The sequence below is a fragment of the Methylobacterium adhaesivum genome (genome assembly GCF_022179065.1).
Lineage (GTDB): Bacteria > Pseudomonadota > Alphaproteobacteria > Rhizobiales > Beijerinckiaceae > Methylobacterium > Methylobacterium adhaesivum.
The window spans coordinates 25170-44165 of sequence record NZ_BPQD01000042.1 but is presented as its reverse complement, the minus strand read 5'-3'; the positions used below and the strand labels follow the sequence as shown (position 1 = coordinate 44165).

Genomic DNA, 18996 nt, shown 5'->3' with positions numbered 1-18996 from the left:
GTTCTCCACCGTCACCGCGCCTGTGTCCGCCGGTGCCTCCCTCTACGCCACGGCGCGCTGAGCGGAGATTCGTGCTGGTCCCCGCCGCTCCTATGCGCGCCCGCACGTCCCACTTGCGTTCTCGCGCGGCATCCCGCACGGGTCGGCTGATCCGGGGGCGGAACGGGCCTCCGACACATCCGCTGAAACCTTCCTGAGGTCGAACGAGGCGTGAGACGGGGCGAGACGAGGTTCAGACGCACGACCCGGCGCCTTGGGCTCGACGGGTGGTTGGCGGCCCCCCTCCTCCTGCTCGGCGCCCTGCCGCTCGGGATCGCCGACGCGCGGGCGGATGTCGTCATCGGCGTCGCCGTGCCCCGCTCGGGCGCGTACGTGGCCGTGGGCGAGCAGGTGCTGCGCGGGGTCCAGGCGGCGGCCCGAGACGCCAACGCTCGGGGCGGCCTCGACGGCCAGACCATCGTTCTCGACGTGCAGGACGATGCCTGCGATTCCAACAAGGCCGTGGCGGTGGCCAACCATTACGCCGCGCAGGGGGTGCGCCTCGTGGTCGGCCATGTCTGCTCCAACGCCTCGCTCGCGGCGTCGGACGTCTATGCCGCCAACGGCACCCTGATGATCACGGCGGCCTCCGTCGCCGCCCGCCTGACCGATCGCGGCCTGCCGACGATCTTCCGCGTGTGCGGGCGCGACGACGACCAGGCCAAGCTCTCCGCCACGGTGCTGGCCGAGCGGTTCCGCGACAAGAAGATTGCGATCCTCAACGACGGGACGCCGGGCTCGCGCAACCTCGCCGCCGCGACGAAGGAGAACCTCAACCGCATCGGCATCAACGAGACCCTCGCCACGGCGTTCACGGCGACCGATGCGGACGACGCGGCCCTGGCCGACCGCCTCAAGGAGGCGGGCATCGCGGTGGCCTATTACGGGGGTGACGCCCGCGAGATGGGCCGCCTCGTACGGATCTCGGCCGAGCGGGGCTTCAAGCCACAGTGGTTCGGGACCTCGGCCATCGCCACCCAGGAATTCGCCACCATCGCGGGGCCTGCCAGCAACGGCGTCTTGATGACCTTCTACCTCGATCCGCGCCGGAAGCCGGAAGCCGCCGCCGTCGTCGCGGCCTTCAAGGCGGAAGGCGTCGAGCCCGAAGGGTCGACGATCTACGGATACGCCGCACTCCAGGCCCTGGTGGCGGCGGGCGACTTCGCCCACAGCCAGGATTCGAAGCGCCTCGCCGCGACCCTCCACACCGAGCGCTTCGACCTCGTGCTCGGCTCCGTCGGTTTCGATGCCAAGGGCGACGTCACGGCCCAGGGCTACGTTCTCTACGTCTGGAACGACGGAACCTTCACGTACGCCAAATGACGGCCCGCGATATGATCCGGCGTCAAACGACCCCGCCGGGGATCGTTTCGGGCGCGGCCTCGTTCGTGAACCGCAGGCCGGACGGGCCGCGCGCGCCGGCACGACGGCGCGTGGATCGATTGTGAAGCGAGGCGTCATGCCCCAAACCTTTCCACGACGCGCCCTCCTCGCCGCCGGCGTCGGCGGAGCGGCCGCCGTCGCCGCGCCCGCCATCGCGCAGGGGGCGCCGGAGCTGCGTTGGCGCCTCGCCTGCGCCTACCCGAAGAGCCTCGATATCCTGTTCGGCGGCGCCGAGACCCTGGCCCGCCTCGTGGCGGAGGCCACGGACGCCCGCTTCCAGATCGCCGTGCAGGCGCCGGGCGAGCCGGTGCCGGGGGACGGCGTCCTCGATGCGGTGGCGGCCCGCACGGTGGAGATGGGATACGCCCCCGCCACGCAGGGCGTCCCCAAGGATCCGACCTTCGCCCTCGCCGCCGCCGTGCCCTTCGGCCTCAACGCCCGCGGTCAGAGCGCGTGGTGGCTCGATGGGGGAGCTTCCGAGCTGTTTGCCGAGATTTTCTCCCGCAATGGCCTCGTCGCCCTGCCGGCCGGCAACACCGGCGCGCAGATGGGTGGCTGGTTCCGCAAGGAGGTGAAGGCGGTGGCCGATCTGCAGGGGCTCAAGGTCCGCATCGCCGGCCTCGGCGCCCAGGTCCTGGCCAAGCTCGGCGCCGTGCCGCAGGCGACCCCCGGTCCGCAGATCTACGCGGCCCTGGAGGCCAAGACCCTGGATGCAGCCGAGTGGATCGGGCCCGTCGACGACGAGAAGCTCGGCCTCCAGAAGGTCGCGCCGATCTACCACTATCCGGGCTTCTGGGAGGGAGGCGCCCTCCACCATGCCTGGTTCAACGCCGAGGCCTGGGCGAGCCTGCCGAAGGCCTATCAGGTGATCCTCCGGGCCGCAGCCGCCCAGGTCCATGCCGAAGTCCAGGCCCGCTACGACGCGCGCAACCCCAAAGCCCTGCGCCGCCTCGTGGCGGCCGGGGCACAACTTCGCCCGTTCCCACAGGACGTGATGGAGGCGGCGCTGAAGGCCGCCACGGACGTCTATGCCGAGATCTCGGCCAAGAATCCCGACTTCAAGCGGGTCTACGAGGCGATGCGGACCTTCCGGAACGAAGAATATCTCTGGTTTCAGGTCGCGGAGTACACCTACGACAACTTCATGATCCGCGCCCGCGCCAGGGGCTGATGGGACCCGCCCGAACGGCACGGCCCCCGAGTGGGCAGGCCCGCGCGGGGCCCGTCCAAGACCTCCGGACAGAAAAAAGGCCGCTCCGAAGAGCGGCCCGAAGTCTAGGGAGGAAACGCCCAAGAAGGGCAGCGGGACCGCGACGCCATCGCGTTCCCGCAATGCACAATCTGATCCTCTTGCTTAAAATTGCAAGATCGTTGGGGCAGCATCCCTGTCGCTTTTCAGGCAACCGCTCACATTGCAACAATTCTGTATCCAAAATGACGCAGGGGGCTTGCCAAAGCGCCGACGTCTTCCATTCCGCTTTGCGCCGCCGCAAGTCTTTGATCGGACGAGTCATTTTGCTCTGCCTTCGGGATCATTCCGGTCCATCCGCCGTTTGAAACCTGCTTTCGTCCCCCGTCATGGACGTTCGCCGGACAGTCCATTCTTTCAGCACAGGTACGGGAGCCGAACCCACGATGGCACTTCAGGCGGGGCGAATCAGGGTCCTCAACGACGTTCCGCCGCGTGAGGACGGCGCCTATGTCGTCTATCTGCTTCAGCAGGCGAATCGGGCGTATTTCAATCCTGCCCTGGAATACGCCGTCACGGAGGCCAACCGCCTCGGCGTGCCGGTCGTCGCGTGTTTCGGCCTCCTCGACGGGGCGAACGGCTTTCCCGAAGCCAACGCCCGGCACTACGCCTTCCTGCTCCAGGGGCTGGCCGACGCAGGACGTGGCCTCGATGCCCGGGGAATCGGTTTCTGCCTGCGCAAGGCCTCGCCCGCCGAGATCGCCATCGACCTCGCCCGCGACGCCGCCCTCCTCGTCCTCGACCGGGGCTACCTCGCGATCCAGAAGAAATGGTACGGCGCGATCGTCGCGGCCGTGGAGACCCGCATCGTTCAGGTCGAGGGCGATGTCGTCGTCCCCGTGGAGGTGGCCTCGGACAAGCACGAATTCGCCGCCCGCACCCTGCGTCCGAAGCTCCACCGCCTGTTCGACGAATACATCGAGGGCCTGTCCGAGCGCACCGTGAAGCACCGGGCGGGGCGCGGCCTGCCAAAGGGCGATGTCGACATCGCCGATCCGGACGCCGTGCTCGCCGGCATGACCCTCGACCGGGACGTCCCCCCGGTGAAGCGCTTCGTCGGGGGCGAGACGGAGGCGCGTCGGCGCCTCGACGCCTATCTGACCGGGCCGTTCGCCGCCTATGGGACCGACCGGAACAAGCCCGAGGCGGGCGCGGCCTCCCACATGAGCCCCTATCTGCATTTCGGCCAGATCTCGCCCGTGGAGATCGCGCTGGCCGTCCGGGCCGCCAAGGCCGGCGGCCCGGAGGACAGGGCGGCCTATCTCGAGGAGGTCGTGGTGCGGCGCGAACTCGCCATGAATCACGTCCACTACACGCAAGGTTACGATTCCTACGATCGGGCGGTGCCCGAATGGGCGCGCAAGACCCTGGCCGAACAGGCCGACGACCCGCGCCCCCACACCTACACAGAGAAGGAGCTCGCCGAAGGCCGGACCCACGACACCTACTGGAACGCCGCCCAGGCCGAGATGCGCGAGACCGGCTACATGCACAATCACCTGCGCATGTACTGGGGTAAGAAGATCCTCGAATGGTCGCCCTCCCCCGAGGAAGGCTTCCGGCGCACCCTGCGTCTCAACAACCGCTACTTCCTCGATGGGCGCGACGCGAATTCCTTCACCAACGTCGCCTGGGTCTACGGCCTGCACGACCGCCCCTGGGCGCGGCGCAAGGTGTTCGGCACCGTGCGCTACCAGAGCGAGAATTCCTTGCGGAAATTCGATGCCAAGGCCTACCTCAAGGTCGTCGCGGCCTTGTGCGCGGCGGAGAAGGACGGGGCGTGAGCCCGATGGCGGGTACGGGCCTTGCCTAAGACCGCCGCTCCGCCCGATGCGCCGATGAGCCCGCCGCGCCGCTTTCCCCGACACCAGAGCCGACACTGCGATGCAGCCCCGTTTCCGCGTCCGCCCCGCCTTCACGCGCCTGCGCGGCGGAGCCGCCGATGCCTTCGCCCTGTGGCGGCGTCGGCTCATGTTCCTCCTCGGTGGCATCGGCGTGGGCCTGGCCGCCGTGCTGATGGCCAAGCTCGCCGATGCGGCACAGGGCGGGTTTCGTGCGCTCCTGTCCCTGTCGCCCTGGATCGCCCTGGTGGTGACGCCGGCAGGATTCGGCCTATGCGCCTTCCTCGCCCGCTCGGTGTTCCCGAACTCGCAGGGCTCGGGCATTCCCCAGGTGATCGCGGCCCGCCACACCGCGAATCTCTCCCTGCGCCGTGCCCTGGTTTCCCTGCGCACGGCCGCCGGCAAGATCGTGGTGATGACGCTGGGGCTCCTGTTCGGCGCCTCGACGGGGCGTGAGGGGCCGACCGTTCAGGTCGGGGCGGCGATCATGGCCGCCGTCGGCCATCTGACGCCGCATCGCCAGCCCGGCCTGATCCTCGCCGGGGGCGCGGCCGGCGTGGCGGCGGCCTTCAACACGCCCCTCGCCGGTATCGTCTTCGGGATTGAGGAACTCGGGCGTGCCTACGAGGCCCGAACCGGCGGCCTGATCGTGGCGGCCATCGTGGCAGCCGGTCTGACCGCCATGGCGATCGTGGGCAATTACACCTATTTCGGCACCTCGGGCACGACCCTGCCGTTCGGCCCCGGTTGGATCGCCGTGCCGGTGCTCGGCGTGCTCGGCGGGTTGATGGGGGGCCTGTTCGGCCGCATCGTCATCCTGTTCGCCCTGGGGCTGCCCGGCCGCCTCGGCGGGGCCATCGCGCGTCGGCCCATCGCCTTCGCGGTGGCCTGCGGTCTCGGCGTCGCCCTCTGCGGCCTCGCCTCGGGCGGCACCGTCTACGGTACCGGTTACGAGGAGGCCCGTGCCCTCCTCCACGGCACGGGCGAGGGCTCCTTCGCCTTCGCGCCGCTGAAGTTCCTCGCGACCCTGCTCTCGGCGATCAGCGGCATTCCGGGCGGCCTGTTCGCCCCCTCCCTCAGCGTCGGGGCCGGCCTCGGCGGCGCCCTCCAGGGCGCCTTCCCGGAGGTTCCCGTCGCCGCCCTCGTCCTCATCGGCATGGTGGCCTACCTCACCGGTGCCCTTCAGGCGCCGATCACCGCCTTCGTCATCGTCACCGAGATGACCCAGGATCACGCCCTGATGATCCCCCTGATGATCGCCGCCCTCATCAGCGACGCCGTCTCGAAATCCGTCTGCCGGGAGGGGCTCTACCACGCCCTGGCGGGGATTCTCCTGACGCGGGAGGAAGGACGCCGAGCGCCCTGAGCCTCCGAAATCTCGGCCCGCATCCGCCGATCTGCCGGTTCGGCGGGAACGGAAGCGTGGCCGCAGGGTTGATCGCTCGATTCCGCGTGCTGGAGTGCTGCGCATGACCCTGCTGAAATGGGCCCTTATCTGTTTCGTCGTCTCCCTCATCGCGGGTGGCCTCGGCTTCACCGGGATCGCATCGGGCGCGGGCTCCCTCGCCCGGATCCTGTTCGGCCTCTTCCTCGTCGTGGCCATCGTCATCGTGATCGTGGCCTTCGCCATTGGTCAGGCGGTGTTCTGAGCCCAGGTCCGAGAGTCCATGACGGAGGTGGCGCCGGTGCAGGACAAGATCGCCCTCGTCACCGGCGCCACCTCTGGGATCGGGTTCGAGACCGCCCTGGGGCTGGCCCGGCAGGGTTTCCGGGTCGGCCTCGTCGGGCGTGATGCTGCGCGGACCCGAGCCGCCGCCGAGCGCATCCGATCCGCCGTCCCGGAGGCGCGGGTCGATCCGTTCACGGCCGATCTTTCCGTGCAAGCTGAGGTCCGGCGCCTCGCCGAGGAGGTCCGAGCGCTCTATCCGCGCCTCGGCGTGCTCGTGAACAATGCCGGCGCGATCTTCGATCGCCATGCGCTGACGCGGGACGGGATCGAGCGCACCTGGGCGCTGGATCACCTCGCCTACGTGCTTCTGAGCCTCGAACTCCTCGATCTCCTCAAGGCGAGCGCCCCGTCGCGCATCGTGAACGTCGCTTCGGCGGCGCATCGACGTGGCCGGATCGCGTTCGACGACATCGGGCACGCGCGCCGCTTCTCCGCCATGGCGGTGTATTCCCAGGCAAAGCTCGGCAACGTGCTGTTCACGGCCGCCCTCGCCCGTAGGCTGGCGGGGACCGGCGTGACCGTGAATGCCCTGCATCCCGGCGTCATCGCGAGCGGATTTGCCGGCGATACCGGCGGCTGGTTCGGCCTGGGCTGGCGCCTCGTCCGGCCGTTCATGAAGCCGCCCGAAGAGGGCGCGCGCACGTCGCTCCACGTGGCGACGGCCCCAGACCTCGATGGGGTCACGGGGCAGTACTTCGCCCGGTCCCGACCCACGCCGACCTCGCGTCGCGCCGCCGACCCTGATCTTCAGGAGCGAGTGTGGCGGCTGAGCCTCGATCAGCTCGGTCTGCCGCGGGCGGCGGTTTGAGCGATCCCCGTTGTGCTCCTACGACGTGGCCTGAACCGCATCGAGACGGCCAAACGGTCCCTTACGGTCAAGGTGAAAACGATTCCCTGCATTTTGCGCATACCCCCTCCGCCAATTCCAGGCGTTGTCGGGTGCAGTGCAAAATGGCATTTCACATACATGCACTGCGGCGATGGCGTCGCCACAGTGTGCCCTTCTTGGGCGTTTCCTCCCTAGACTTCGGGCCGCTCCCACCGGGGCGGCCTTTTTTTGTCTCGGTGCGACAGGCTTCTAACCGCACACCCCGCCGCCGACAAGCACAATGATGCGCCGGAGGGCCGGGGTGTGGGTTTTTGTTGCACGTTCAGGCGGTTGGCGAGACGAATGCTCCTGATAGAGCTTTCGCGATGAGCGTTCGCGTCTCGGCAACACCGTAGAGAGCGACGAACGAGCCGAAACGGGGGCCGCGCGCCTCTCCGAACAGCACGTTGTAGATCGTGGTGAACCAAGCCTGCGACACGCCGGGGCGCCCGTCCGGGCTCTTCGCCTTGCCCGACAGGTCGGGGAAGTGCCGGCGGCCGACCTCGTAGACGACGGCCTGCAACCCTTCCGGATCGATCGAACCCTCGTGCGCCGCCAGGGTCTCGGCCAAGTCGCTGAGGGCCGCCGCCTCGGTCTCCGTTGCCGTCCGGTAGGTCTTCTGTGGCCGCACCACGTCGCGGTAATAGGCCAGCGCATGGCCGACGAGTCGCGCCAGCACCGGGTGGGTCTGCGGTCCCACCGTCGGGTCGTACCGGCGGATGAAGCCCCACAGCACCGCCGGGTCCTCGGTGTTGGCCACCGCCGCGAGGTTGAGGAGCATGGCGAAGTTCAGGGCGCCGCCCTTGCCGACCGCCTCCGCCGCAGGCGGACGGCCAGCATGGAGATGCCAGACCGGATTGCCGAGCTGCTGCGTCGGCTCCTGGCCGGGAAACTTCTCGAGGAAGCCGAGATAATCGTCGACCTGGCGCGGCACCATCTCGACGAACAGGCGCTTGGCCTCGCGGGGCTTGTTGTACATGAACAGGGCGAGACTGTCGGCGGTGCCGTAGACGAGCCAGTCATCGATGGACAGGCCGTTACCCTTCGACTTCGAGATCTTCTTCCCCTCCTTGTCGAGGAAGAGTTCGTAGTTGAAGCCCTCCGGCGGCTCGCCGCCCAAGGCCCGGGCGATCTCACCCGACAGCTTGACGGAATCGATGAGGTCCTTGCCGGCCATCTCGTAGTCGATGCCGAGCGCCACCCAGCGCATGGCCCAGTCGGGCTTCCACTGCAGCTTGGCGTGGCCGCCGGTCACGGGGGTCTCGTAGGCTTCCCCCGTCTTCGGGTCGCGCCAGACCAGGGTGCCGGTGTTCGGCCGCACCTCGTCGATGGCGACCTGCATCACCGCGCCGGTGACCGGATGGATCGGCAGGAACGGCGAGTAGCTCGCCGAGCGCTCGGCCCGGAGCGACGGCAGCATGATCGCCATCACGGCCTCGTAGCGCTCCAGCACCGTCAGCAACGCCTCGTCGAACAGTCCCGCCCGGTAGCATTCGGTGGCCGAACGGAACTCGTAGTCGAAGCCGAAGGCGTCGAGGAAGCGGCGCAGTTCGGCGTTGTTGTGGGCGCCGAAGCTGTCGTGCGTGCCGAACGGATCCGGCACCCGCGTCAGGGGCTGGTTGAGCGCCCCGATGAGCATCTCCTTGTTCGGCACGTTGTCCGGCACCTTGCGCAGGCCGTCCATATCGTCCGAGAACGCGATGAGCCGCGTCGGCACGCTGTCCTTCGTCAGCACCCGGAAGGCGTGTCGAACCATCGAGGTCCGCGCCACCTCGCCGAACGTGCCGATATGCGGCAGGCCCGAGGGACCGTAGCCGGTCTCGAACAGCACTTCACTCTTGGGGCGCCGCTCGAGCCGTGCCAGCAGCTTGCGCGCTTCCTCGAACGGCCACGCCGTAGCGGTGGCGGCGGCTTCCAAGAGGGCGGGATCGAGGACGAGCGGTGACGAGATCGGGGACGACATGAGGCCGGGGTGAGTTCCAGTGAGCGCTTTGGCGAAGGGCGCCACCCTAAGCAGGATTGCGCCGGCAGGCCAACGCTATCCCGCTCCGGCCACGACGAGCCCGGGTGCCGTCCTCCAAGACGGCGTCCCGCCGCATGTCCCCGGCCGGGGACATGCGGATTCAGAACGGGCTGACGGGAAAGAACCGCAGGTAGAGTTCGGCGTACTTGCCGTCGTCCCACACCCGCTGGAGGGCGTCGTCGAGGGCGCGGGCGAGGGCCGCGTCTTCAGGGCGGGTGACGAGGCCGATCCCCTCCCCGAAATAGCGGTTCTCAAGGTAGTCGCCGCCGATGAAGGCGCAGCACTGGGCCGACTCGATCCCGCCGACCCACAGGGCGAGGTTGAGTCCGTCGGCGAAGACGTAGTCCACCTCACCCCGCCGCAGGGCGCCCTCGGCGGCGGCCAGATCGGTGAAGTCGCGCACGGTGGCCTTGGGGAAGAACGCCGCGAGATAGGCCGCGTGCGCGCTGCCCGCCACGACGCCCACGCTGCGCCCGGCCAGGGTTGCGGCGGACGGAACCGGCAGTCCCTTGTCCGTGCGGGCGACGAACCGTCCCGGCCAGCGGAAATACGGCCGTGTCGCCAGGAAGCGCGCCCGAAGGGCCGGCGTCAGGGGAATCGCGGCGGCGACCACGTCGCCCTGCTTGTCGGCCAGCGCGTCGAGGAGAGTGTCGAAGCGCCGGGCCTGCACCGTGCAGGTCAGGGCGAGCTTCTCGCAGACGGCGCGAGCGAGTTCCACGGAGAAGCCCGTGGGCGTGCCGTCCGGGCCGGGGAAGTGAAGGGGCGGGAACTCGTCGTCCGTGAGGAAGCGGATCGTACGGCCCGGCTGGGGGGCGTCGATGCGCTCCTGGCGGGCACGGGGATTCCAGAAATTGGGGATCCCGACGCCCTGCCCCGCCGGAGCCGGCTCGGCCCCCGCGCTCGGCGCATCCAGGGCCAACATTCCCATGGCCAACATTCCCATGGCGAAGCCGATAGCCACCGGGAAGAACCGGCGGCGTCTTGACCTCTGGGTTGTGTTCGTGGTGCGCTGGTTGTGCGCGGAAACGGTCTGGCTCACGCCGTCTCCCTAGCACGTTCTCGGGCCATCGGGAGGCGATCCCGTTGTCGATCCTCGGTTTCCCCTTCGCGTCGCAAACCGGCATCTCGCCGTTGCCGCCGGACCTCGCCTTTCTCCTCGGCCACGGCGTCGATCCGGCGGTGCTGGCCCGGGCCGCCGATCGTGCCCGCGCCTGGGGAATCGATGGGTCGAGCGCCCTCCTCGCCACGGGGGACCTCAGCGAGGAGGCCTATTACCGGGCCCTGGCGGCGGAGCTCGGTACCCCCTTCCTCGCGGGTTCGATTCCCCTGGGGCCGGGCGCGCGTTACCCCGACAGCCTCGTGGCCGGCGTCGCCCCCCTCGAGCGGGGCGCGCCCGCCGCCTTCGTCCTCGCTCCACGCGGCGGCGGCATCGCCGAATTGCTGCGCGGGCGCAGCCCTACGGGCCGGATGCCCGCCCTGACGACACCGGGCGCCCTGCGGGCGGCGATCTTCGCCGCCAACCCCAAGGGGATCGCCGCCCACGCGGCCGACGCGCTGCAGGTCCACCGGCCGGACTGGGCCCTGAAGGCCCGGCCCATGGGACCGTCGCTCGCCATCGCGGGCCTCGTCGCGGGCGTCGTCGCCCTGGCGATGCTCCAACTCCCGCCCGCCCTCGTCCTCGGCCTGTGGACCGTCGCCCAGCTCGTGCTGCTGGCCATGGTCGCCCTGCGGGTCGCGGCCGTCGGCATGGAGGACGACGACGCGGACGCGGCCCGACCCTTGGCCGACGCCGATCTGCCCATCTACACGGTGTTCGTCGCCCTGCACCGGGAGGCGGCCGTGGTGCCGCGTCTCGCCGCCGCCCTGTCGGCCTTCGATTATCCGGCGGCCAAGCTCGATCTCAAGTTCGTCATCGAAGCCCACGACACCGAGACTGCCGCCGCCCTGGCGGGGGCCGCCCTGCCGCCGGGGGCGGAGATCGTGGTGGTGCCGCCCGGCCTGCCGCGCACGAAGCCGCGTGCCCTCAATGCCGCCCTGCCCCTCGCCCGCGGCAGCTGCCTCGTGGTCTACGATGCCGAGGACGTGCCCGATCCGGGCCAGCTGCGCGCCGCCGCCGAACGGTTCGCCCGCAGCGATCCGCGCACCGCCTGTCTCCAGGGCCGCTTGGTCATGGACAATGAGCGCGACGGCCCCTTGCAGAAATGCTTCGCCCTCGAATACGCGGCCCTGTTCGACGTGTTGATCCCGGCGCTCGCGGCCTGGAACCTCCCGATCCCGTTGGGGGGCACCTCGACGCATTTCCGCACCCATATCCTGCGCGCCGTCCACGGATGGGATGCCTGGAACGTCACGGAGGATGCGGATCTCGGCCTGCGCCTTGCCCGGGCGGGGTACCGGGTCGGCGACCTCCCGAGCAGTACCTTCGAGGAAGCCCCGGTCACTCTCGGGGCTTGGCTGCTCCAGCGCGCCCGCTGGATGAAGGGCTTCATCCAGACGAGCTTCACCCATGGTCGCCATCCGGGCCGAACATTGCGGGACCTCGGCCCCCTGGGGAGCCTCGCCGCCCTCGCCCTGGTGCCGGGCACCGTGGTCTGCGCCCTCGCCTACCCGTTCCTCATGGGGCACGCCGCCTACCGGTTTCTGTTCGCCGGGGTCGAGCCACAGGCCGGTTTCTGGGTCAACCTGCCCACCGGCACGGCGATGACGGTGTTCCTCTCCGGGTTTCTCGCCATGCTGCTGCCCGCGGCCTTCGGCTGCGTGCGCCGAGGCTGGTGGGATCTGCTGCCCTACGTGCCCGCGATGCCGGCCTACTTCCTCCTCGTCAGCGCCGGGGCTTGGCTCGGGCTCGTCGAACTCATCCTCGCCCCCGACCGCTGGAACAAGACCGAGCACGGCCTGTCCCGCAGCTCCCGCAGCGGTGCGCTGAACCGCGTCGGTTGACCACAGCATCTCGTGATCACAGCATCTTGGCGAGTTCGGCGGCGGCGGCCTCGGGCGGGCGGGCGAGGTTGAGGGCGTTCACGAAGCGGTTCTGGCCGTCCATGACGTAGACGAGGGCCGTGTGCTCCATGGTGTAGTCGCCGTCCTTCGTCGGCACCTTGCGGACGTAGGCGCGATAGCCCTTCACGGCGGCGGCCACCTCCTCGGGCGTGCCCGTCAGCCCGACGATGCGCGGATCGAAGCTCGCCAGATAGGACTTCAGGGCGGCGGGGGTGTCGCGCTCGGGGTCCACGGCGATGAACAGGGCCTTCACGTCGCGGCCCTTCGGCCCGAGGGCCTGAAGCACGTCCCCGATCTGCTGCAGGGTCGTCGGGCACACGTCCGGGCAATGGGTGAAGCCGAAGAACACGAGGTGCGTCCGGCCGGCGAAATCCGCCTCGGTGACGCGTCGTCCGTCCTGATCCGTCAGGGTGAACGGGCCGCCGACGCTGCTGGCCGTGGCCACGTTGGCCTTGGGCACCAGCACGACCACGGCGGCGATGCCGAGAGCGACGAGGCCGATGGCGAAGAGGATGAGCGGCAGGGCACGGCGCATGGGAAAGCCTTGCGGTCGAGAAGGAAGATGGCTTCTGACCACAGGCGCCAGACCCGAGCAATCGATCAAACCGTCACTGGCCTCCCGGCGCCCTTCACGAGCGATCCGAACCGTCCGCGTCGGCCGCCTCTCTGCGCCGAACTTCGGCCAGGGCGGCACTCTCGCGCCGGAGGGGCCGTCCGACTGGGCAGGCCTCCTGCACGAAGCCGTTGAGGGTGTTGAGGAGGCTGTCCTCCACCTGTCGGTAGAACACGAACTGCCCGCGCTTCTCTCTAACGATCAGGCCGGCCGCTTCGAGCACCGAGAGATGCTGCGAGATCGACGGCTTCGACATGGAAAAGCGCCCGGCGATCTCGCCCGCGCTGAGTTCGCTGTGGGCGAGGTAGGCGAGGATTTTCCTGCGCACGGCGGAGGATAGAGCTTCGAAGACGCGCTGCATGGGATGGGGGCGACTCGATGAGCACGGGACGATGTCCGTCTGACATTTAGGTGCTGAACTAACCATTGACAAACTTGACGGTACCTTATTTAGGTAATTACCTAATTGTTATGCACTGAGGGTTTCATGGAATGCGTTTCGACACCGCGACTCGTCGCAGGGGCCGCCACATCGGCCACCGAGGGGCGCGTGGTCTGGGCGCCAGCGCGCTCCCTCTGGGTCGGCGGTATGACGGCAGCGGCCTTGATGCTGGGCCCGATCTTCGTCACGCCCGGTGCCGTGTTGCTGTTCTTCGTCACCAGCGCGGTGACGCTCTGCGCCGGGCACTCCATCGGGATGCACCGGTTGCTGATCCACCGCAGCTTCGCCGCCCTGCCCTGGGTCGAGTACGGTCTCGTCTACCTCGGCACCTTGGTCGGCATGGCCGGCCCCTTGGGCATGGTGCAACTTCACGACACCCGCGACTGGGCGCAACGCCAGACGGCGTGCCATCCGTTGCATGCGCACAGGGCCGGCTTTCTGCGCGATGCCTGGTGGCAGATGCATTGCCGCCTCGTGCTGACGCATCCGCCACGCTTCGTGCCGGAAGCGCGGCTAGCCCAGCATCGGGGGCTCGCCTTCTTGGAAGCGACCTGGATGGCGCAGCAGCTTCCCTGGGCCCTGCTGTTCTTCTGGATCGGGGGGATGCCGTGGCTGGTCTGGGGCATTCCGGTGCGGATCGCGGTCAGCCTCACCGGGCACTGGCTCGTCGGCCACCTCACCCATCGCCGGGGCCCGCAGGGCTGGGCCGTCGATGGCGTGGCGGTCCAGGGGCACGACCTGCCGTCGGCCTCCCTCGTCACCTTCGGCGAGGCCTGGCATGGCAATCACCACGCTTGGCCGGATTCCGCCCGGCTCGGGCTCGAGCCCGGCCAGCACGATCCGGGCTGGTGGGTGCTGCTGGCTATGCGTCGGCTCGGGTTGGTCTGGGACCTTAAGCAGCCGGGGGACCTGATGCGGCGCGCGGGGCTTCGCCGCCTCGGGCGAGCGGAGAGCCCGTCATGATCGGCAGCTCTGCCTCATGGCCCATCTCGGTCCGCATCGCATTTTCGGGATTCGTCGGCGTGGTCGTTTCGGTGCTGCTGGTTCTGGCGCACGCCGACCATGGCGATCCATCGTCTGACAGTTCCCTGTTCGTCGGCGCCCTAAGCGCATTCGCCGTGGCGATGATCGTCCTCGAGCTCGCTCTGATCCTTGCCGGACCACTCATCGTCATCGCGATCGTGTGCGGCGTGCTGCTGAGGCGGTCGATCGAACGGCACCTCCTGACGTGGAGCCTCGCGGCGCCGATCATCGTGTGGCTGTTCGCCTGCGGGGTGATGGCGTCGACGTCCGCAAGCCCGGCCGCCGCCGCGCAGGGGTTACTTCGCCGCCTCGCCGCGGCGATCCTAGCCAAAGAGAACCTGCTTTTTCTCTTCGGGCCGGGCGGGTCCGGCGTGGCCTTCTACGTCCTATCGGCCGTTCGAAAGCGGCGGCGGGTCTGATTCGCCGTCCCTGCAGGGGCCGGATCAGATCGCGAGCTTGTCCGGCTCCATCGTCGCCAGGACCGCATCGGCACCCGTCCGGCGCAGGGCCTCGCCGACCATGAGCAGGGCCGGGCCCTCGAAGCCCGAGGCTTCGACCCGGTCGGCGAGGTCGAGGGCGCTGGCTTCCACCACGCGCTGGTTCGGCCGAGTGGCGTTGAACACGAGGAGCGCTGGTGTGCCGGGGGCGAGGCCCTCGGTCATGGCCCGCTCCAGCAGCACCCGTAGGGTCTTTTTCGGCATGTAGACCACGGTGGTGACGCTCGGGTCGGCGAGCGCCCCCCAATTCAGGTCCTCGGGCAGGCCCCCGCGCCGGTCGTGGCCGGTGACGTATTGCAGGCGTCGCGCCGCGTCACGATTGGTTAGCGAGACGCCGAGCGAGGCCGCAGCCCCCTGCGCCGCCGAGACGCCGGGCACGATGGCGACGGGCACGCCCGCCTGCCGGCAGGCGTCGATCTCCTCGCCGGCCCGGCCGAACACCAGAGGGTCGCCGGATTTCAGCCGCACCACCTGTTTGCCCGACTTGGCGAGCTGCACCATCAGGGCGTTGATGTCGTCCTGGCGGCAGGACGGGCCGTGCCCGGTCTTGCCCACCAGCATGGTGCGGGCCTCGCGCCGGGCATAATCGAGGATCTCGGGCGCCACGAGGTCGTCGTAGAGGATCACGTCGGCGTTGCGCAGGGCCCTGAGCGCCTTGAGGGTGAGGAGTTCGGCGTCGCCCGGCCCGGCGCCCACGAGGGTGACGGCGCCGCCCTTCGGCGCGGCCTCGGTCTCGCCCAGCAGCTCGGCGAGATCCCGGTCGGTGGGCACCCGGTCGGGTTCGGCGAAGGCGCGGTCCGTGAACCGCTCCCAGAAGGCGCGCCGGTCCGAGAAGCCGTGGAAGCGGGCGGTGACCTCTTCGCGCCAGTCGCGGGCGGCGCCGATCCACGCCTTGAAGCCACGCGGCAGCATGCCCTCGATGCGGGCGCGTACGGTCTGACCGAAGACCGGGGCGGCGCCCTCCGTCGAGATGCCGACCACCATGGGCGAGCGGTTGACGATGGCGCCGAACTTCACGTCGCAGAGATGCGGGCGGTCGACGGCGTTGACGATGGCGCCCGCCCGTCGCCCGGCCGCGACGAAGGCGATGCAGTCGGCCTCGTCCTCCATGGCGCCGATGACGAAGGCCGCGCCCTGGAGGTCGGTCTCCTGCCACTGGCGTTCGTGCAGGGTGACGGAGCCGGCCACGATCTCGCCCGGTACGGCCCGCAACTCGTCGCTGGGCTCGGGGGCGTAGACGTCTACGTCGGCGCCGGCGGCGGCGAGGAGCTTCACCTTCCACGGCGCCCCGCCGTTGGAGCCGGCGAGCACCGCGCGCTTGCCCTGCAGCGGCACGAAGACCGGCAGGACGGCCAAGGGTTCGAGGCCGGCCGGGCCTGCACCGCGTGTGGACTCGGGGCTGGCGGGCCGGGTTTCGCGGGGCTGGCGGGAGCTGCTCATCAACGTGTCCGTTACGCGAATTCCTTCTCCCCTCTGCGGGAGAAGGTGGCCCGCGAAGCGGGTCGGATGAGGGGAGCGCGTTGTCTGGAAACGGCGCTCTTCTCTCCCCGTCGCTTCGCGACCACCCTCCCCCGCAAGGGGGGAGGGTGAGGTTCTTCGTGAAAGTGAGCCTATGCTGCGTTGCGCGCAAGCACCTGCGGCAGCAGCTTGCGGATCTCTGGGATGCACGAGCCGCAATTCGTGCCGGCCTTGCAGGCTGCGCCCACCGCCTCGACGGATCCGGCGCCGGCGGCGATCACGCCCGTGATGACGTCGAGGCCGACGCCGTGGCAGGCGCAGACCGTGGGACCGGCGGAGGCCGATTCCGCCCGGCCCGACAGCAGGGCGCGGCGGGCGGCCGGCTCCGGTTCGGCCTGCGCGAAGTAGGCCTTGGCTGCCTCCCAGCCAGGCTTGGCCGCGCTCGGGGCCAATGCGAGGCAAGCGACGAGGCGGGCCCCGTCATAGACGGCGCAGCGGTAATGCCCCCTCGCATGGTCAGCGTATTCGGCAAGTTCCAGGCCCTGGAACAGGCCACGCATGGCGAGGGCAACGGCGCGCGAACTTTCCTGCGTGGCGAATTGAAGCCCCGAGCCACCCTCCACCGTGGCGCGCGCCCACCACCAGCCCGAAGGCGGCGTGTACTCGGCCCGCGTCAGCAGGAAGCCGCGGTTGCGATAAGGCGCCGGGGTCAGGGCCGCCGGGGTCGCCTTGAGTTCGGGCTGGCCCGAGACGGGGTCGGGCACGCCGCGCACGAGGGCGCCGACGCGGGCATCCGAGGCCGTGGCGTCGCTCCAGTGGAAGCTGGCGAACAGGTTGCCCCGGCGCACGCCGTCGGTCAGCATCGCCTCGAGGATTGCGGAGCCGTGGGGGGTGGAGACCCGGGCGAGATCGCCCTCCTGTACGCCGAGGCGGGCTGCGTCGTCGGGGTGGATCTCGACGAACGGCACGGCACGGTGGGCCGAGAGCCGCTGGCTCTTTCCCGTGCGCGTCATGGTGTGCCAGTGGTCGCGCACCCGGCCGGTGTTGAGGACGAAGGGCTCGGCCTCCGTCACGGCTTGCGCGAGGGCCGGCGCCTGCACGGCGACGAAGCGGGCGCGCCCGTCGAAGGTGTAGAACCGGCCGTCGGCGAACAGGCGTGCCTTCGCCTTGCCGCGTTTCGGAAGGGGCCATTGCAGGGGAAGCGTGCCCGCGTAGGTGGCGTCCGGGATGTCGGCGAGCCCGCCGATGTCGAAGTCGCGGGTGCCGTTGTTCTCGTAGGCCGAGAGGGCCGCGTGCTCGCGGAAGATGGCGGCGGCATTCGGGTAGGCGAAGGCGGCGCCGTGGCCGAGGCGCTTGGCCACATCCGCGATGATCGCCCAATCGGCCCGCGCCTCGCCCGGCGGCTTCAGGAAGGCCCGCTGGCGCGAGATGCGGCGCTCGGAATTCGTCACCGTGCCGTCTTTCTCGCCCCAGGCGAGGGCCGGCAGCAGGACGGTCTTTTTTCCCGTCGCCCGCGCCGTGTCGCTGTCGGCCACGGCCTCGGAGACCACGTAGAGATCGAGCCCTTTGATGCTCTCGCGGATGGCGTCGGCCCGGGGCATCGAGACGATTGGGTTCGTGCCCATCACCCACAGGGCCTTGATCTTGCCCCGTGCCACCGCCTCGAACAGGGCCACCGCCTTCATGCCCTCGCCCGTGATGATGTTGGGCGCTTTCCAGAACCGGCGGACGCGGTCCACCTCCTCGGGGGCGAAGTGCATGTGGGCGGCGAGCATGTTGGCCAGCCCCCCGACCTCGCGTCCGCCCATGGCGTTGGGCTGGCCGGTGAGGGAGAACGGCCCGGCGCCGGGCCGACCGATGCGGCCGGTGGCGAGGTGGCAGTTGATGATCGCATTGCCCTTGTCGGTGCCCTGCGCCGACTGGTTGGCCCCCTGCGAGAAGGCCGTGACCACGCGCTCCGTGCCGGAAAACAGCGCGAAGAAGGCGGCGACGTCGGCCTCGCTGAGGCCCGTGGCGGCGGCCGTGGCGGCGACGCTCGGCGCGATGGCGGCGGCGCGCTCCAGGGCGCCGTCGAAGCCGCTGGTGTGGTCGGCGACATAACGGGCGTCGACGGCGCCGGTGGCCGCGAGATGCACCAGCAGGCCCGAGAACAGGGCGGTGTCGGTGCCGGGCTCGAGGCCGAGGAACAGGTCGGCCTCCTCCCCCGTCTGGGTACGGCGGGGATCGACCACCACGAGCTTGGTGCCGCGCTTCTGGCGCGCGTCGATCATCCGGCGGAACAGGATCGGGTGGCACCAGGCGGTGTTGGATCCCACCAGCACGATGACGTCGGCCTCGTCGAGGTCCTCGTAGCAGCCCGGCACCGTGTCCGAGCCGAAGGCGCGCCGGTGGGCGGCGACCGCGCTCGACATGCACAGGCGCGAGTTGGTGTCGACGTGGGGCGTGCCGAGGAAGCCCTTCGCGAGCTTGTTGGCGACGTAATAGTCTTCCGTCAGGAGCTGGCCCGACAGGTAGAAGGCGATGGAATCCGGTCCGTGCTGCTCGGCGATTTTTCGCAACGACCCCGCGACGGTGCCCAATGCGGCTTCCCAGCTCGTGCGCGCGCCATCGACATGCGGGTGCAGCAGGCGACCGTCGAGGGAGACGGTCTCGCCCAAAGCCGAACCCTTGGAGCAGAGGCGGCCGAAATTGGCCGGATGCCCGGTGTCGCCGGCGATGGCGACGCCGCCCTGCCCGTCCGGGGTGGCGAGCACGCCGCAGCCGACGCCGCAATACGGGCAGGTGGTCTTTACGGTGGTGGGCGCCTGGACGTGCGCGTTCATGGCGTGAGC

The 18996-nt window shown here is 69.8% G+C and carries 15 protein-coding genes; 9 read left to right on the top strand and 6 right to left on the bottom strand.

Going from position 1 to position 18996, the window contains the following annotated elements; translation table 11 throughout:
- Positions 1 to 270 precede the first annotated feature (270 nt).
- From MFF01_RS20840 to MFF01_RS20815, 6 genes are all read left to right on the top strand, one after another.
- Positions 271 to 1362: a branched-chain amino acid ABC transporter substrate-binding protein gene (locus MFF01_RS20840; RefSeq protein ID WP_238228278.1), complete on the top strand. Its 1092-nt coding sequence runs from the start codon at positions 271 to 273 to the stop codon at positions 1360 to 1362.
- 136 nt (positions 1363 to 1498) lie between these two features.
- Positions 1499 to 2593 (top strand): TRAP transporter substrate-binding protein, encoded by a 1095-nt coding sequence (locus MFF01_RS20835; protein ID WP_238228277.1) that lies wholly within the window; start codon positions 1499 to 1501, stop codon positions 2591 to 2593.
- 464 nt (positions 2594 to 3057) lie between these two features.
- Positions 3058 to 4455, top strand: a complete 1398-nt coding sequence (locus MFF01_RS20830; protein ID WP_238228276.1) for a deoxyribodipyrimidine photo-lyase — start codon at positions 3058 to 3060, stop codon at positions 4453 to 4455.
- 100 nt (positions 4456 to 4555) lie between these two features.
- Positions 4556 to 5878 carry a chloride channel protein gene (locus MFF01_RS20825; protein WP_238228275.1) on the top strand — a complete coding sequence of 441 codons (1323 nt, stop codon included), beginning with the start codon at positions 4556 to 4558 and terminating at the stop codon, positions 5876 to 5878.
- Between the two features lie 103 nt (positions 5879 to 5981).
- Positions 5982 to 6161 (top strand): DUF1328 domain-containing protein, encoded by a 180-nt coding sequence (locus tag MFF01_RS20820; RefSeq protein ID WP_238228274.1) that lies wholly within the window; start codon positions 5982 to 5984, stop codon positions 6159 to 6161.
- 18 nt (positions 6162 to 6179) lie between these two features.
- The gene (locus tag MFF01_RS20815) at positions 6180 to 7049 is read left to right on the top strand and encodes an SDR family NAD(P)-dependent oxidoreductase (protein ID WP_238228273.1); all 870 of its coding nucleotides are present in this window, start codon (positions 6180 to 6182) and stop codon (positions 7047 to 7049) included.
- A gap of 343 nt (positions 7050 to 7392) precedes the next feature.
- Here MFF01_RS20815 and MFF01_RS20810 read toward each other — a convergent pair whose 3' ends face one another.
- Positions 7393 to 9072 (bottom strand): lysine--tRNA ligase, encoded by a 1680-nt coding sequence (locus MFF01_RS20810; protein ID WP_238228270.1) that lies wholly within the window; start codon positions 9070 to 9072, stop codon positions 7393 to 7395.
- A 160-nt stretch (positions 9073 to 9232) separates the two neighbouring features.
- Positions 9233 to 10054: a transporter substrate-binding domain-containing protein gene (locus MFF01_RS20805; RefSeq protein WP_238228279.1), complete on the bottom strand. Its 822-nt coding sequence runs from the start codon at positions 10052 to 10054 to the stop codon at positions 9233 to 9235.
- Between the two features lie 161 nt (positions 10055 to 10215).
- Here MFF01_RS20805 and MFF01_RS20800 point away from each other — a divergent pair, with 161 nt between their 5' ends.
- The gene (locus MFF01_RS20800) at positions 10216 to 12072 is read left to right on the top strand and encodes a glycosyltransferase family 2 protein (protein ID WP_238228268.1); all 1857 of its coding nucleotides are present in this window, start codon (positions 10216 to 10218) and stop codon (positions 12070 to 12072) included.
- A gap of 16 nt (positions 12073 to 12088) precedes the next feature.
- On the opposite strand, the gene MFF01_RS20795 is transcribed toward MFF01_RS20800, so the two are convergent.
- Both MFF01_RS20795 and MFF01_RS20790 read right to left on the bottom strand, forming a co-directional pair.
- Positions 12089 to 12667 carry an SCO family protein gene (locus MFF01_RS20795; RefSeq protein WP_238228266.1) on the bottom strand — a complete coding sequence of 193 codons (579 nt, stop codon included), beginning with the start codon at positions 12665 to 12667 and terminating at the stop codon, positions 12089 to 12091.
- 94 nt (positions 12668 to 12761) lie between these two features.
- Positions 12762 to 13106 (bottom strand): metalloregulator ArsR/SmtB family transcription factor, encoded by a 345-nt coding sequence (locus MFF01_RS20790; RefSeq protein ID WP_238228265.1) that lies wholly within the window; start codon positions 13104 to 13106, stop codon positions 12762 to 12764.
- Positions 13107 to 13232: 126 nt separating this feature from the next.
- Here MFF01_RS20790 and MFF01_RS20785 point away from each other — a divergent pair, with 126 nt between their 5' ends.
- Positions 13233 to 14150 carry an acyl-CoA desaturase gene (locus MFF01_RS20785; protein WP_238228264.1) on the top strand — a complete coding sequence of 306 codons (918 nt, stop codon included), beginning with the start codon at positions 13233 to 13235 and terminating at the stop codon, positions 14148 to 14150.
- The gene (locus MFF01_RS20780; protein WP_238228263.1) at positions 14147 to 14629 is read left to right on the top strand and encodes a hypothetical protein; all 483 of its coding nucleotides are present in this window, start codon (positions 14147 to 14149) and stop codon (positions 14627 to 14629) included. Before MFF01_RS20785 ends, MFF01_RS20780 begins: the two co-directional genes overlap by 4 nt.
- 24 nt (positions 14630 to 14653) lie before the next feature.
- Here the strand turns inward: MFF01_RS20780 and cysG are convergent, their stop codons facing one another.
- Complete coding sequence (cysG, locus tag MFF01_RS20775) at positions 14654 to 16147, bottom strand: siroheme synthase CysG (protein ID WP_238228262.1); 1494 nt, start codon at positions 16145 to 16147, stop codon at positions 14654 to 14656.
- 170 nt (positions 16148 to 16317) lie between these two features.
- Positions 16318 to 18987: a nitrate reductase gene (locus tag MFF01_RS20770; protein ID WP_238228261.1), complete on the bottom strand. Its 2670-nt coding sequence runs from the start codon at positions 18985 to 18987 to the stop codon at positions 16318 to 16320.
- Positions 18988 to 18996 lie beyond the last annotated feature (9 nt).